The organism is Deltaproteobacteria bacterium IMCC39524 (assembly GCA_029667085.1).
Lineage (GTDB): Bacteria > Desulfobacterota > Desulfuromonadia > Desulfuromonadales > BM103 > M0040.
The window spans coordinates 125949-140779 of sequence record JARUHJ010000002.1 but is presented as its reverse complement, the minus strand read 5'-3'; the positions used below and the strand labels follow the sequence as shown (position 1 = coordinate 140779).

13 protein-coding genes and 1 tRNA gene are annotated in these 14831 nt (G+C 45.5%); 8 read left to right on the top strand and 6 right to left on the bottom strand.

Annotation, left to right across the window (positions count from 1 at the left end; all coding sequences use genetic code 11):
• Window positions 1-123: 123 nt before the first annotated feature.
• Window positions 124-696 (bottom strand): recombinase family protein, encoded by a 573-nt coding sequence (locus tag P9J64_06290; GenBank protein ID MDG5467934.1) that lies wholly within the window; start codon window positions 694-696, stop codon window positions 124-126.
• Window positions 697-1213: 517 nt separating this feature from the next.
• Between P9J64_06290 and P9J64_06285 the strand changes: the two genes are divergently transcribed.
• The 7 genes from P9J64_06285 to arsB all read left to right on the top strand — a co-directional run bounded on the left by P9J64_06285 (window position 1214) and on the right by arsB (window position 9636).
• Entirely contained in the window at window positions 1214-1402 is a 189-nt protein-coding gene (locus P9J64_06285; GenBank protein ID MDG5467933.1) for a hypothetical protein, read from the top strand.
• A gap of 77 nt (window positions 1403-1479) precedes the next feature.
• The gene (locus P9J64_06280) at window positions 1480-2883 is read left to right on the top strand and encodes a class I SAM-dependent methyltransferase (protein MDG5467932.1); all 1404 of its coding nucleotides are present in this window, start codon (window positions 1480-1482) and stop codon (window positions 2881-2883) included.
• Window positions 2884-2900: 17 nt separating this feature from the next.
• Complete coding sequence (locus tag P9J64_06275; protein ID MDG5467931.1) at window positions 2901-4772, top strand: sulfatase-like hydrolase/transferase; 1872 nt, start codon at window positions 2901-2903, stop codon at window positions 4770-4772.
• A gap of 338 nt (window positions 4773-5110) precedes the next feature.
• Window positions 5111-5866, top strand: coding sequence for a class I SAM-dependent methyltransferase (locus tag P9J64_06270; protein MDG5467930.1), 756 nt, complete (start codon window positions 5111-5113; stop codon window positions 5864-5866).
• Between the two features lie 35 nt (window positions 5867-5901).
• Entirely contained in the window at window positions 5902-6492 is a 591-nt protein-coding gene (locus tag P9J64_06265; GenBank protein MDG5467929.1) for a hypothetical protein, read from the top strand.
• A 1075-nt stretch (window positions 6493-7567) separates the two neighbouring features.
• Window positions 7568-8317: a hypothetical protein gene (locus P9J64_06260; GenBank protein ID MDG5467928.1), complete on the top strand. Its 750-nt coding sequence runs from the start codon at window positions 7568-7570 to the stop codon at window positions 8315-8317.
• 251 nt (window positions 8318-8568) lie between these two features.
• Window positions 8569-9636, top strand: a complete 1068-nt coding sequence (gene arsB, locus P9J64_06255; protein ID MDG5467927.1) for an ACR3 family arsenite efflux transporter — start codon at window positions 8569-8571, stop codon at window positions 9634-9636.
• A 704-nt stretch (window positions 9637-10340) separates the two neighbouring features.
• Here arsB and P9J64_06250 read toward each other — a convergent pair.
• Window positions 10341-10417: transfer RNA gene (locus P9J64_06250), tRNA-Arg, on the bottom strand.
• A gap of 104 nt (window positions 10418-10521) precedes the next feature.
• Between P9J64_06250 and P9J64_06245 the strand changes: the two genes are divergently transcribed.
• Window positions 10522-11433: an MBL fold metallo-hydrolase gene (locus P9J64_06245; GenBank protein MDG5467926.1), complete on the top strand. Its 912-nt coding sequence runs from the start codon at window positions 10522-10524 to the stop codon at window positions 11431-11433.
• A 121-nt stretch (window positions 11434-11554) separates the two neighbouring features.
• Here P9J64_06245 and P9J64_06240 read toward each other — a convergent pair whose 3' ends face one another.
• From P9J64_06240 to P9J64_06225, 4 genes are all read right to left on the bottom strand, one after another.
• Window positions 11555-12364 (bottom strand): cytochrome c3 family protein, encoded by an 810-nt coding sequence (locus P9J64_06240; GenBank protein ID MDG5467925.1) that lies wholly within the window; start codon window positions 12362-12364, stop codon window positions 11555-11557.
• Window positions 12361-13461 carry a cytochrome bc complex cytochrome b subunit gene (locus P9J64_06235; protein ID MDG5467924.1) on the bottom strand — a complete coding sequence of 367 codons (1101 nt, stop codon included), beginning with the start codon at window positions 13459-13461 and terminating at the stop codon, window positions 12361-12363. The genes P9J64_06240 and P9J64_06235 overlap by 4 nt, the downstream gene beginning before the upstream one ends.
• Window positions 13462-13470: 9 nt before the next feature.
• Window positions 13471-13902, bottom strand: a complete 432-nt coding sequence (locus P9J64_06230; GenBank protein MDG5467923.1) for a ubiquinol-cytochrome c reductase iron-sulfur subunit — start codon at window positions 13900-13902, stop codon at window positions 13471-13473.
• Window positions 13903-14031: 129 nt separating this feature from the next.
• Window positions 14032-14718: a DUF1573 domain-containing protein gene (locus tag P9J64_06225; GenBank protein MDG5467922.1), complete on the bottom strand. Its 687-nt coding sequence runs from the start codon at window positions 14716-14718 to the stop codon at window positions 14032-14034.
• Between the last annotated feature and the right edge of the window lie 113 nt (window positions 14719-14831).

The following is a 14831-nucleotide window of genomic DNA, read 5'->3' as shown; positions in this document are numbered from 1 at the left end:
GAATGTTTTTGTAAATCACGACTTATAAGACGAAAATCGGGTTATTATTGATCGAGGTATTCAGTAAGCTCTTTAATCCACAGAATCAAGGCCACCGGATCATCGTCGGGTGGCCTTTTGTGTTCATGCAGACAATGCCTGTCTGTTCTCATAATATAGTCGATATACAGAGGATGTGCTGATGCCATAATGTTCGGCAATCTCACGTTTACTACACCCTGGCGTTTCGTAATCATTTACAAGTTCGACTATCTCTTGAGGTGTAAGTTTTGGTTTCGCCCCGAAGACAACACCGCGAGCTTTGGCTTTCTCTCGGCCCTCCAGTGAGCGTTCCCTGATCAATCCTCGCTCAAATTCACCAATAGCTGCGAGAATGTTGAATTGAAGTTTGCCGTAGATGGTTGTGGTGTCGATCCCCTGGTCCATGACAACGAGATCCACATTCTTCTCTTCAAGTCGCTGAACAATTATTGATAAATCAACTACGGATCGAGCAAGGCGATCAAGCTTTGTGACCACGAAAACATCTTCCTCCCTAACAAAGTCGAGAGCATTTTTTAGTTCAGGACGATTTTTGGTCGAACTGGCCGAGGCTTTCTCTCGAAAGATGCGTTCACAATCTGACAAGTGGTCCATTTGAACTTCCAGTTTCTGGCCAACGGTACTAACCCTTGCATAACCTACTCTCATGCCCATGATAGCCTCCCTTTAATAGCTGTCTTTGCCCATCCGCTGCTGTGGGAGTGGTCATGAAAGTTTATCTAGGATCGGAAGATTTTACTGAATTGCAGGGTTAGTAAGAATTTCGCATTTCAACCAATTTCAAACCCTCAAAACAATGTAGGAGGGATAATAAGAACCTCGTCCCTTTGACGGCTAATTTTTCTCGAGTATAATTTGTATGGCAATTTTGATGTATCCTATGGGGGATGGATGATCGAACGACTTACTGGACAAGACTCATCAAACTTCAACCGCTGTTGTCGGCTTATTGCTGACCAGCGGTTTTTTTGTTTGATTCACTGGATTTGAGCCTACTGTTCTGGAGGAAACTAAAGTTAGGTTAACGTAGCTTTTGGTGGCTTTGGTTATGGGCTGCCATACTGTTGAATTTCTTTTTTTCCCCATCATCGGGATGATTCTTTGATTGTAGGACATACTAACAAGGAGGAAATAAATGAGAAAAACAGGAATCGCCACATTAATGTTTTATATGATCATTTTTTCAACCTGCCCTGCCCATGCATACTTGGATCCAGGCGCGGGGAGCTTGATTCTTCAGGTAATACTTGGTGGCATTGCCGGCATAGCTATTTTCGTAAAGCTTTTCTGGAACCGTTTCAAAACACTTTTCCAATTCAGTAAACACAAGAATGCCGGGGATGAAAAAACAGAGCTGTAAGCCTGTCAGAACTTTTTATGTCAGAGCTGGCACCCCTTGAGATATATCCACCTTCGCACGATTAAGGGCTTGAATATATGACCGACTACCAAGTCGAACCCAGCTCCTTTAGGGACTCTAACGGCAGAGTGTTTTATTGTAGAGGCAACATTTACCGTGGACTGAGCAAAAAAGCACTTTGCGACTGGGAAAGATTGTCATCGACAAATCTTTTTCCGCACTTTCTTGCTGCCGGGAAGCTTGTGGGAACGACCCAAGTTGACCCGACTGATGAGGGCTTTCCGCCAGACCTTATTCAGGACTGGGCAGCGGTATTGAAACATCAAGCAGTCCCGTTTGTTTCTTATCCTTACGAATGGTCCTTTAGCATGCTAAAAAATGCTGCGCTGCTGCACCTTGAACTGTTACTCGCGGCTCTCGATGAGGATATGATTCTAAAGGACTCATCTGCATTTAATGTCCAATGGATCGGTACTACACCAGTATTCATTGACATCCCATCTTTTGAGATACTTCAACCAGGGGACCCTTGGGTCGGTTACCGGCAGTTTTGCCAATTATTCCTCTACCCTCTTTTTCTCCAGGCCTACAAGGACGTGGCCTTTCATCCATGGCTCCGAGGCAGCATTGATGGGATTGCCCCTGAACAATTTAATAACCTTATGTCCACGAAGGATCTCCTTCGGCCCGGGATCTTTTTGAACGTCTTTCTTCAGGCCAAAATTCAAAATCGTTACGGAGATGCTGATAGAGATATAAAGGTCGAACTTCAGAAAGCATGTTTCAATAAGAAACTTATTGAGGCCAACGTACAGCGGATTCAAAAGCTCGTACAGGGACTGGAATGGAAGCGTTCCAACTCGGAATGGTCAAGTTATGCCAATACCCACAGCTATAGCGATTCTGATCATCGTAGAAAAACCGAATTTGTAAGGGAGATCGTAACATTGCGCCGATGGCCGCTTGTCTGGGATATCGGTTGCAACACCGGAACATTCTCGAAAATCGCCGCGGAAAATGCAGATTGCGTGGTCGCGTTGGATTTCGACCATTTGGCGATTGATCATCTTTATCGTTCCTTAAATGATGATGACGCCAAGAACATCCTTCCACTTGTTGCTAATATTGCTGACCCATCACCAAACTTAGGATGGCGGGGCCAGGAAAGAAAGTCTCTAGCCAGACGTGGTAAGCCTGAGCTCACCCTATGTCTAGCATTAATTCACCACATCGTAATTGGAGCGAATGTTCCGCTGCAAGAGTTTGTTCAGTGGCTAGCGAGCCTGCACACCTCTCTGGTGATAGAGTTTGTGACCAAGGATGATGTCATGGTTAAGAAGTTGCTCTGCAACAAGGAAAGCAATCATGACGAGTATGAAGTCGAATATTTCGAAAATTGCCTTAAAAATTCTTTCACAATACAACGCAGTGAGATTCTTGAATCACGAACTCGGATTCTTTACTTTGCAGAGATATTATAAGAGCAGGTGGAATTTTTATGAGACATGAGTTTGCAAGAATTACGCTACTCACGATACTGGCCAGCTATATCTACCTTTTCATGGAATGGCTTTTCTTTATTACGAAGCCATCATTCTTGACTCGTTTTAGTATTTTACAAAGCATTGAGGTACTGGCAACAGCACCTTTATTTCTGGTTTTAGTAACCGTACCGTCTCTACTTTTCATTGGGTTACTTACGACCACGACAAGAAAGTCATGGCGTGCAAAGTTGTTCAGACATACCGCCCTTCTCCTCCCCGCATTGATAATTGCCGCGACAGCCTTTCTACTTTTCGAAAACTTCACATACACACTGTTTGGTTTTAATGTAGGCTTATCGGGAGGTATAATCCGTTTCATCTATGCTCTGCTAATTATTCTCCTCTTCGTTTGTTCAAACCAAACTCTTCACAGATGGCTCAATTCGAATTTATGGAACACAAAGGGGCGCATAGCCTTCTTTTTTGTTGGCACATTAGTCACACTTTCGACAGTAATTACTGTAACAAATTATCTGTTAGCAAAAGTTCCAGATAATACAGAAGTGGAAACTCACTCGACCTTGAAGGAAGGCCTCGACCAATTTCCCAACATCCTAATTCTTTCAGCCGACGGTCTGAATGCGACCCATATGTCGGCTTATGGTTATCATCGAAACACAACGCCCTTCATAAAAAAAATTCTGCCCGAATCACTGCTATTCGAAAACAATTTTACTAACAATTCAAATAGTCCAGGTTCCATTGGTTCATTATTAAGCGGCAAGCTGCCAACCAACACAAAAGTCATCTACAATCCGGACATTTTCACTAGTATTCACATCTATCAACACCTCCCTGGTGTGCTTCGCAAAAAAGGGTATCGCAGTGCAGATATCAGCATCAGACATTATGGTGATGCTTATGACCTAAACATGAGGGAAGCGTTCCATATGGTTAATGGGCGGACAATTAATGAGGAAACTACTATCCCAATTCTCGAAAAAATTAATAAAATATTTGAGGCAGAGGTTTATTTTCTTGAACAAACCTTGGAACGAATCAAAGGTCGCCTATTCCACACTTTTAGAATCAAAAATATGGTCAATGCTTTTAGCATGGTTACACAAAAGAAAAAGAGTATTCCAGACTCAGAACGCATTAAGCAGTTTTTTGATTTTATCGAAGATTCTCCGGAACCTTTTTTCGTACATATGCACTTAATGGGCACCCATGGGCCCAAATTTTTCCCCCGACATTCAACTTTTTCAGCTGGCAAAGAGCAAGACAACAAGTGGATGGATGATTTTTACGATGATGCTATTTTAGATTTTGATGATAATGTGAGAGAAGTCGTACAGCACCTTAAAAAGATTGGCCAGTATGAGAACACACTTATAATATTAACCTCAGATCATGGAAAAAAATGGGAAGCAAACCAGAGACTTCCCCTTATAATACGTTTCCCTAATCAGCAGCACCGTGGTCTTGTAACCAAGAATGTCCAGATTATCGACATCGCCCCAGCGATCCTTGATTATTTGGGCTTAGAGGTGCCGGGCTGGCTCGACGGAGAACCCCTTCTCCTCAGTGATGCAGGGATAAAGAAACCCATTATCTCAACCATTGTCAAACAAAGGGATTGGATAAATGGGTTGTCTATGGCGTCGAACTACAATGCACCTTTCTATAGTTTGCATGCGGTGTCGGTCATCATTAGAGACAGGTTCTATTGTCTCTCTTTAAAGGATGGCCAGATTGTCTCAAGTGAGATCGAAGGTCATACAAATCCACTAGATGAGAATGAAGTTCCATCCGCAACAAAAATAAAGAATTTCATATTCAAACACCTAAAAGAAAACAAGTACGATATCTCCTCTTTACAATAATGTTTGTGAATTTTCAGCCCCGTCCCTCAACCGATCCTTCGCATAACCATCCCTGAAGATGAAATGCTATTGTTGGGCGCTGTCTTAAATGTCACGACTTATGAGAAGAAAACCGGCTTCTTATTGATAGAGACATTCAGGAAGACAAAACTATGGCACCAGGGTTCGATCCTTGGTGGCCTTTCCTATATGTCAGGGTTAACAAGAATTTCGCATTTCTGTAAGTTTGACGGCATCAAAACAATGTGAGAGGATTTCTGAGAATTTTTAAGTGTGTCAAAGGCAGGTGTCTGACACGACTAAAAGCTTAGGCCCTTTCAGGATGAGAATGCCCCTAAATGGAAAAGCTTGATCTTCTAATTGATCTTCATAAGCATGCGAATCGGCAAGGACCTGGCGGTGCTAAAGAAACGGAAAAAGCCATTGCGTTGGCCATGCTGGATAAGATGAAAAAATTAAAGATTGCTGATATTGGTTGTGGAACTGGTGCTTCAGCAATTTTGCTCGCCAAACAGTTAAACGCTCAAGTGACTGCCGTAGATTTTCTGCCAGATTTTATTGATGTCTTGAAAGAAAACTCCATAACAGCAGAAGTGGAAAACTCAATACATCCTCTTGTTTGCTCCATGGAGGATTTGCCTTTCTGTGATGAAGAATATGATGTGATCTGGTCTGAAGGCGCTATCTACAATATGGGGTTTGAGCAGGGCATTAAGGAGTGGAGTCGTTTTCTCAAGCCTGGGGGCATGCTGGTTGTATCAGAAATTACTTGGAGTACAAACAGCCGACCCTGTGAGCTTCAAGCGCACTGGGAAAAAGAATATCCAGAAATCAATACTGCATCATCAAAGATTAAAGCTCTGGAAGACAACGGCTATTCACCGATTGCTTACTTTTTGCTGCCGGAACACTGCTGGCTAGATAATTATTATCGCCCCATGCAGAGAACCTTTGGTGATTTTCTCAAGAGGAACGGCAAAAGCAAAGAAGCGCAGGCTATAGTCTCTGCTGAAGAAACTGAAATCGCTCTATATGAGAAATACAAGTCGTATTACAGTTATGGGGTCTACATAGCAAGAAAGCTGGAAGGTTAATTACTTAAAACTGTCTGCTACTTGTCTCATAAGATATGACTGCAAGTAAGCATTTGCGTTACAGGAATGCAGGAAAATCGAGCATGATTATAGCAAGAGCCTTTCTTATCTGTTTGATATTATCAGTCGTTACTTTGGCTTCATGTGGAACGCAGTCGCCAGGACACATCACGCAAGCTACATCCAGTTTTGATGGTTCAAAACAGCTTATTATGGAGCCCGCCTGGCTTTATAGTTCAATAATCAAACTAGCTTTATTCAAAAGTTCAAAAATGCCTAACGAAAAACTGATTCTTACTGCAGTGGTACGTGGTTCTCATATCTTTGATGATGATCCCTCGTTGCATTTCAATATCGATGGTGAAACTTTGAGTTTGAGTTCAATTGACAGGTTGAGAGACATTGAAACTTCAGAGGGTTTTACTGGTTCTGGTTTTTACGTTGCTCCATCTAATTGGTCTTCAAAAGATTACCTTGTAGATGTGTCCTTTATAGAAAAAATAGTAGCGGCAGAAGATGTTTATGTCACCGTGGAACTTACGGATTCTTATGCCGAGGGTGTTTTCTCAAATGATGCCCCGATAACAGCGAGACAAGCGTTCAAGGATTTTCTAGGCCAGATATAAGCAATACAAATCCAAAATTGTGAGTGAATATAATTGGGTGTGTATCCCATAGATAGCTACTGATAAAACACGAAAGCCCCTCCTTCTTATGACCGGGGGCATTCCTATGTTGTCGAACTTAATGAAAGGATATATGAGGAGTTGGGAAAAGTGATAAAATATAGGTGGGTAAACAGATAATTGTTTGCCTCCTGAATGACATTCCCCGTAGACCTCTTCCCCCATCCTTTGGCTGCGGGGATTTTTTGTTATAATGCAGGGTATGTGAAAATTATTCTATTGAGCCTATTTTTTTAAAAAAGGAGATTTTTAAATGGAAGATATAATCGGCGTCATAGTTGTCCTGGTTGCAGTGTTTGTGCTGTTTCTTTGCCTTTTCCGAGGGAGGTGATCTTTTGGGAGTTGCAGGTTTTATTCTTGCTGTATTTGTTCTTTTAATCATTTGTGTTTCGGCTTTTGGGTATTTACATCGAGATCTCCGCTGCCCAGAGTGTGGCGAAAAAATGACCCGCAATAAGAACAAAACATGGACATGCGAATCCTGCCAAACAAGGCATCCATGTTATCCATGAAGATCAGACACTTTTTTTACAATTCACGACTTACGAGAAGAAAAACGGCTTCTTATTGATAGAGGTATTCAGTAAGCTCTTTAATCCACAAAATTATGGTCACCAGGGTTTACGCTTTGGTGACCTTTTTTACTGGAATGCAGAGTCAGCAAGAATTTCGTGTTTTATTGAATCTGGAGACCTCAAAACAATGCAAGAGGATAAACAATAAATAACCCTTTACTTACTGCCTATCGGCGAGTAGATTAACAGAATCTTATTTGATGTTTTTGTCGGGGGATGAAAATGATCTACAGGCTTGCAGGACTACCTATAAAGAGAACCTGAACCGCTGCTGTTGGCTTTGTGCTGACCGGCGGTTTTTTGTGCCGCAAGCTTTAATGTGTAGTTAACGAATTACTTGTTTCGTGATTGAACCGAAATGTTTGATGAATGAGACTGAAGACACAGCGTACACATGGTTTTTTGGGGTGATGGTTTCACAAATCTAAGGAGGAAAAAACATGAAAAGGTTGGTTTTAACTTTATTGGTTGTCGTTTCGTGTGCATCTTTTGCTAACGCTCAGCATATTGGGCCAGCTACGCCGGCAGTAAACATTTCAGGTGGCGTCGCATCTCCAAATGTTGGTGTAGGTTACAGTTACGTCCAATCTGAATGGGACGTCGACGGTGGCGGAGATGTTGAGATGGAACAAAATCAAGCTTATGCCCACATAGGAGCAGTCTTTGGCGATGAGAGTACACCGAATTATGAAGTCTTTGCGAGAATTGGTGTTGCAGACCTTGAAGACGATGACGACTTGGATTTTGATGCGGATGAAGAGCTCATGTTTGCTGTCGGGATGAGAAATGAGTTCTTCCAAGGCCAAGTCTTTGGGATTGGTGGAGTACTACAGGTCTCGTATATCGATTCCTTCGATGACAGTACAACGCTTCTTTTGGGCGGAACCGCTTTTGATTTAACAACTACTATAGAAAATGTTGTAGATGCTGAATTAGCTTTTCCTGTTCAGGTAAAAGCTAATAATGCTCTTTTTTATTTTGGCCCTGTAGCCTACATATCAACAGCAAATTTAGATTTAAAAGTTTCAAATGGCTTCGCAAGCGTGTCAGACGATACGGACATTGATGAGAACCATAACCTTGGAGCCTACGGTGGGTTAGCTTGGAGGACAGAAAATATGTCCTTTGAGTTAGAAGGAAAATATAAAAGTGATTTATCAGTTGGTGGTTTCGTATCCTTTGTTTTCTAATAAATCAGTATCCTGACCTTAGCCCCGTCACCAAATTGTGGCGGGGCCTTTTTATTTGTTACGACTTCTAAGACGGAATATGGCTTCTTATTGATATAGGTATTCAGTAAGCTGTTTAATACACAAAACTATGGCCACCTGGCAAAGTGTGGCCATTTACTCTTTACCTGGCTTTTGGCAAGGATTTGACTGTAAAGCTTTATGGGATAAATTTTTAGAGTGCATTAGATTATCTTTACAGTGAGGTTGTTATGGAGCACGGGCTAACTAAGAAGCTTTCATTTCTTGACCGCTATCTAACACTCTGGATCTTCCTTGCCATGTTCATCGGTGTTGGTGTGGGTTGGTTAGCCCCTGGTATCAAGGGTTTTGTTAATTCCTTTTCGGTGGGCACGACCAACATCCCGATCGCGATTGGCCTGATTCTTATGATGTACCCGCCATTGGCCAAGGTCCGTTACGAGGAATTGGGAGAAGTCTTTCAGAACAAGAGGATTCTAGGCGTCTCGTTGTTTCAAAATTGGGTGATCGGCCCAATATTGATGTTCATCCTAGCCATTGTTTTTCTGCATGGCTATCCGGATTATATGGTTGGATTGATCATGATCGGTCTTGCTCGTTGTATTGCAATGGTCATCGTTTGGAACGAACTGGCCAAAGGAAACACTGAGTATTGCGCCGGGCTAGTCGCATTTAACTCAATCTTCCAGGTGTTCTTCTATTCGATCTATGCATGGTTTTTCGTAACGGTACTTCCGCCACTGTTCGGTCTAGCTGGCGCCGTTGTGGAAGTCTCTATCACCCAGATCGCAGAAAGTGTCGCTATCTATCTCGGTATCCCATTTGTAGCTGGTATGATCACAAGATTTGTCTTGTTGAAGAGTCGTGGACGTGACTGGTACGAGAAAAAGTTCATTCCTAAAATCAGTCCAATTACCTTGGTGGCGTTGCTCTTTACCATCGTTGTGATGTTCAGCCTCAAGGGAGAACTCATCGTTTCCATCCCCCTCGACGTGGTAAGGATTGCCATCCCTCTGTTGATCTACTTTGTCATAATGTTTTTGGTTAGCTTTTGGATGGGAGTCAAGGTAGGCGCTGACTATCCCAAAACAACTACGGTAGCCTTCACTGCATCCGGCAACAATTTTGAGCTGGCAATCGCCGTGTCCGTTGCTGTCTTCGGACTAGATTCGGCTGTTGCGTTTACTGCTGTTATCGGCCCGTTGGTTGAGGTCCCTGCTTTGATCGGCTTGGTCCATGTCGCTTTCTGGCTTCAGAAAAAGTTTTTTATCAAAAAGGTTTCAACAGCAAACACTTAACTATCTTATAAGTCACAATTAACAGTAAAACCGCAAAGCCCAAAGATACTGTTATTGTAAATCCTCTCGCAACTAGTTCCTACATCACCTAGGGATATTTGAGGCAGATAAATTACTTCTCTCCCACCAGTGATTGTTTGTGTATAGTGCCATACACCTTTTCAACAGAACATCGCTGAGATATATGAAGGGGCCCCAAAGCAGTACCCCCGGCAACTTGTTATCCCCCCCATCACCCTTCTGGCAGACGTTAAATCCGGGTAATTTTGATCACCTTCTACCGTCAGATGCGTTCTAATTCTCATCAAATAGAGCTATCGTATTATGTTCTCATTGTATGTCAATCGTCAGGTAGGCCTACCAAACTACTAATCAACGGTTATCGTCTTAATCATTGGAGAACAAAACAACAATAACTCTCAAACAGAACCTCTCATCCATGGCAAAAGCGTAGCGAGCAACGAAAAACTCGGGGATATAAAGGCCCCTAAACCAGACGGGGTTGTTCAGCTGCAAAGCTTCTTTTGCTTTGCAAGAGAGATGCAATGCATAGAGAGGTTAAGATCAAGTATCTACACACAGTAAACGTGGTTGGCCCATAGCCGTCTCAGAAGTATTTTCTTTCCTATCGGCCTTACTGTGGCCTTACAGAAAAACGACAACAAAAAAGGTCAGCCAAAAACTGGCCAACCTCTCGTTTTTATTGGCGCGCGATACAGGATTCGAACCTGTGACCTCTGCCTCCGGAGGGCAGCGCTCTATCCAGCTGAGCTAATCGCGCACAGGGGATGGTTTATACCACTGCTTCGTAGGTTTTTGCAACGGGTAATCAAAGCTCATCAAGACAGTTGCCGGAACAAACAAATCCCTGCTATTATGCTCCATATGTGTCGAATACTACTGATCATCCTGATCTTAACATATATGCTGACAACCGGCTCATTGGCAGCGACACCCAAGAAGAAACCAGCTCCAATCGGATCGGCAGTCGCAGTCGTCTCAGTGCAAGACAGTTTCCAGATTGAGCCGCTGTCTGCCGGCGTCTTTGCGGCTATCGCCAAACCCGGCGGCAGTGCGACAACCAACGCGATCTTTGTCGTTGGCAAAGAGTATGTTGTTGCCGCAGGGGCTCACATGACCAAAGAGGTCATCAACGACCTGCGCAGAGCTATCGCAGCCCGTACCACGAAACCGATTCGTTATTTTATCCTGGCTCACCATCACGCCGGATACACCTATGTTGATTTCGATTTTCCGCCGGACCAAGACGTTTTGATGAGTTGGCAAACCTGGAAAAACATCGACTCTGAAGTTCGCGAGCCGGAGTATTCGACGATGTTTTTCAACGAAGGCTTAACCTTGAAGCCCGGCGGCGTCTCGGTCGTACTGACCAATATCGGTAAAGGACATACCGATGGGGACATCGTTGTTTTCATCCCCGAAGCCGAAGTTCTGTTCGCCAGCGATCTACTTTATATTAACAGTGTCGGCTATATGGGCAACGGCTACATGACCGACTGGCTGCTAGCTCTCGACTTCCTGGAGCAGATTGATGCTAAACAGATTATCCCCGGCTATGGACCGGTCGGCGACAGTGAAGATGTTTATGAGTTCGGTCAGTTCTTTCGCGACTTCCTGACGGAAGTCCTGAAACACATTGAGCGCGGCGAGACCCTGGAACAGACCCTGGCAAACTTCGACCTGCCTCAGTATCACCAGATGGATGGCTACGAGCAGTTGATCCAGCTCAATCTCAAGCGCGCCTACAACGATCTCAGTAACAACTTCCTTCCCTAGCAGCCAGGTTATTGATTGTCCGAAAGACTGCTAGAGTTCCTTTGCAAAGAGACCTTTTCAAACAAACAGGGGCGCTGCATTCACGATGCAGCGCCCCTGGCTTTTTTATACTCGCAGCTTCTTATCCGCTGCGCTCTTCTTCCTCGTAAGCTTTCCTCACCAGAAGGAAGATCACTCCGGCAAGAATAAAGAGACCAAGCACAACGCTTCCCCAGAGTTTACGTTCCTGGATCGTTGTATCGATCTCTGCGACTTCGCTTCTTATCTTACCGACTTCGGCCTGCACGTCGGCAGTCTCCGCTCGTACTCGTTCAACGTCAACACCATGGAAGATGCGGTGAAAACTGTTGCGCTGGTTGAAAAGTCCATCTTCCATCTCATCAACCGCGAAACCGAGACGGTAGAGTCGTTCAAGATCTCCTTCTGTGGCAGTAATCATCGTATCCGTTTCAACCAGAGCCAAGCGAATCAAAGCGGCCCGCTCATACGAATGACATTGCGAACAAGCCTCTTCATTGATCAGGTCGAGATTTGCCCTTTGAATCTCGTGATTGCCATGACAGACGACGCATTGCGCCGCGCCAGCTTCAAGGGCTTGTCCATGAGCGCCCCCTTTGTAGGCATCGGCAACCCCCACATGGCAACGGCCACAGAAATCTGGGACATCTGCATACTCCGGAGCGCCGATGAAACCTTTGTCGGGACTCATTGCCATAGCGTAATCGGTGGGGTCGCCACCATGACAGTCGTGACAGGAGATGCCGTTCTCAGCGTGGACACTGGTGCGCCATTGCCCAACCGGCTCACCGAGAGGGCCAGGCTGACCGCCGTGACAATCGATGCACACGGTGTCAGCTGCCAGCACAAGTGCAGGAGCCGCCAATAGCGTAAAAAGCATCAGGACAAAAAGAGAACTATATGTGCGAATCATGAGTAATGCCCCCAGACAGAGATCGCCACGAAAACAAGGATGGTAAGAACGTAGCAGGTGATAAACAACGGACGCTTGCCCGGCCGCCTCTCAGGGCTCCGATCAATAAAAGGTAGCAGCGCCAGGAATGTCATAAATGCACCCTGTACACCCAGTCCGATAATTTCACTGGGGAATATCTTCAGAGTCTGGTAGGCCCAGAGGAAATACCACTCCGGCTTGATGTGCGGAGGAGTCACAAACGGATCTGCGGGCTGGAAAGCAGACTCGGGAAAGAACAGGCCTGGAGCATAAAAGATGATCGCAAGCATGAAAGCGATAAAGAAGCAAATAACAGCGGCATCTTTAACAAAATAGTTCGGGAAAAAGGGAATTCCGTCCTTATGCTTCTCATGCTCGAAGAAAGGCAGTGGTTCAGAAGCCTTGTAATCATCTCCAAAAGGAGGTGCGGAAATACCGCGACGCTTGACACAGAAGAGATGGACGCCGATCAAGCCAAGCAGGATCAGGGGCATGCCGACAACATGCAAAGCAAAGAAACGACCCAGCGTCTGGTTACCAACGGTCGCCCCACCACGCAGGAATTCCACCAGGTAATCTCCGACCACCGGAATCGCACCTGCGGCATCTGTCGCGACCGTGGTCGCCCAGAAGGAGAGCTGGCTCCAGGGCAGGAGGTAGCCGGTCAGGCAGAGCCCCATGGTCAGATTTAGGATGGTAAACCCGGTCAGCCAGGTGAACTCACGGCGACCTTTGTAACTGGACATAAAGAGCACAGAGAGCATGTGCAGCAGCAGGGCAATCATGATGACGTTGGCGCCGACGGCATGGAGCATACGGAAGAGCCAGCCATAGGGCACATCATTCATAATGGCCTGAACACTGGCGAAGGCCTTTTCCGAGTCCGGCACATAGAACATAAGGAGCAGGATGCCGGTAATAATCTGAATTTTGAAGAGGACCAGGAGCACCGCGCCAAGGGTGTACCAGGCATTGACTTTCCGCGGCAGCAGATAGCCATGCAGTTCCTTGTTGTAAAGATCTTTGACGCCGAGGCGAGTATCAACGAAATCGACCAGCATTTTTATCGGTTGCATAAGTTCCCCCTATCCGACTTTAAGCTGGTCGCCATCAAGCTCGACGACTAGGTTCTCGAGTGGCTTTGGTGGCGGGCCGCCAAGGACCTGGCCATCGGCAGAGAAGCGGCCGCCATGACAAGGGCAAAGAAACTCCCCAGCCTGATCCTGCCAGGCAACAACGCAACCGAGATGCGTGCAGACCGCCGACAAGGCAACAAAATTGCCCGGAGTCGGTTGCAGAAGAACAGCCGGCTTGCCGCGATAGTCGAAGAAATGAGCTTTTCCCGCCGCGATCTCACTTCGCGGAACAACAACCTGGTCGTTGCCGCTACCACTGGCAACAGGCGAAAGGAAACGGAAAATGGGCCAAGCGGATGCAGCGCCGATCAGGACACCGAGACCACCGAGCATGGTAAAGAGAAATTTGCGCCGTTGTGGTGGCGAGACATGAGTAGACATGCAGGCTCCTTGAACAAAATTGTGAGAGTGCTGATCCCCTAGCCGACCGAGGACAAAACAGGGCAATTATAGACCACATGACAGCTCTTTCAACCCATAAACGATAAAATGAGGCCGTCCCTGTGAAACTTATTTGTTAATCGTTGCGTAAACAGGAATACGGAGCTCGTTCTTGGGGACGCCGGCAACAGGCACCAGAACATACCCGCTGAAACGGGCCTGGCCAGGTTTGGGCGTCAGCTTTAGCTCGAGAGTCACTTCAGCGCCGCTGACAAAATCAACTTCAGGCATCTTGACCATAAGTTCCGCCGCGGTAGCATGGGGCTTACCGAGGGTCAAAGTTTCTTGACCCTGGTTGCGCAACACAACCTTGGTGGTCACGGGGTTTTCTGCCTCCACCCTGCCAAAGTTTATCTGTGCAGGTTCGACGGCGACAATTTCAAGAACATTGCCCTTAAGATGGAACTGCATGGTTGGCCGCACAGGATCGTTGCTGTAGAGATAAATGGTTTTGGAAATGGCGCCACGGAAGCGGGCACTATCGAAGTTGGCCTTCAGCTCGCCTTTGCCACCGGGAGGAATGTTTTTCTCGGAGACCAGAACCGCAGTACAGCCACAGGAACTGCGAACACGATCAATAAGCAGAGGATCTTCCCCCTGGTTGGTAAACTCAAAGACATGAGGGACTTTATCGCCCTGGTAGATCTCACCAAAATTAAAAGTCGGCGTTTCAACGTGTAAATCCGGAGCGGCAAACGCGAAAGGCGTAAAGAGATACAAAGAGGCAAGACTGACAAGAACAACAATGGTACGCATCAAATTTCTCCTGACATGAAATACAAAAACAGCGCAAGGCGGCAGGTTACACTCTTAAGAGAATTATCTACAGAGTTATAATCTGATGCAGATTATAACATAGGATTTTGCGA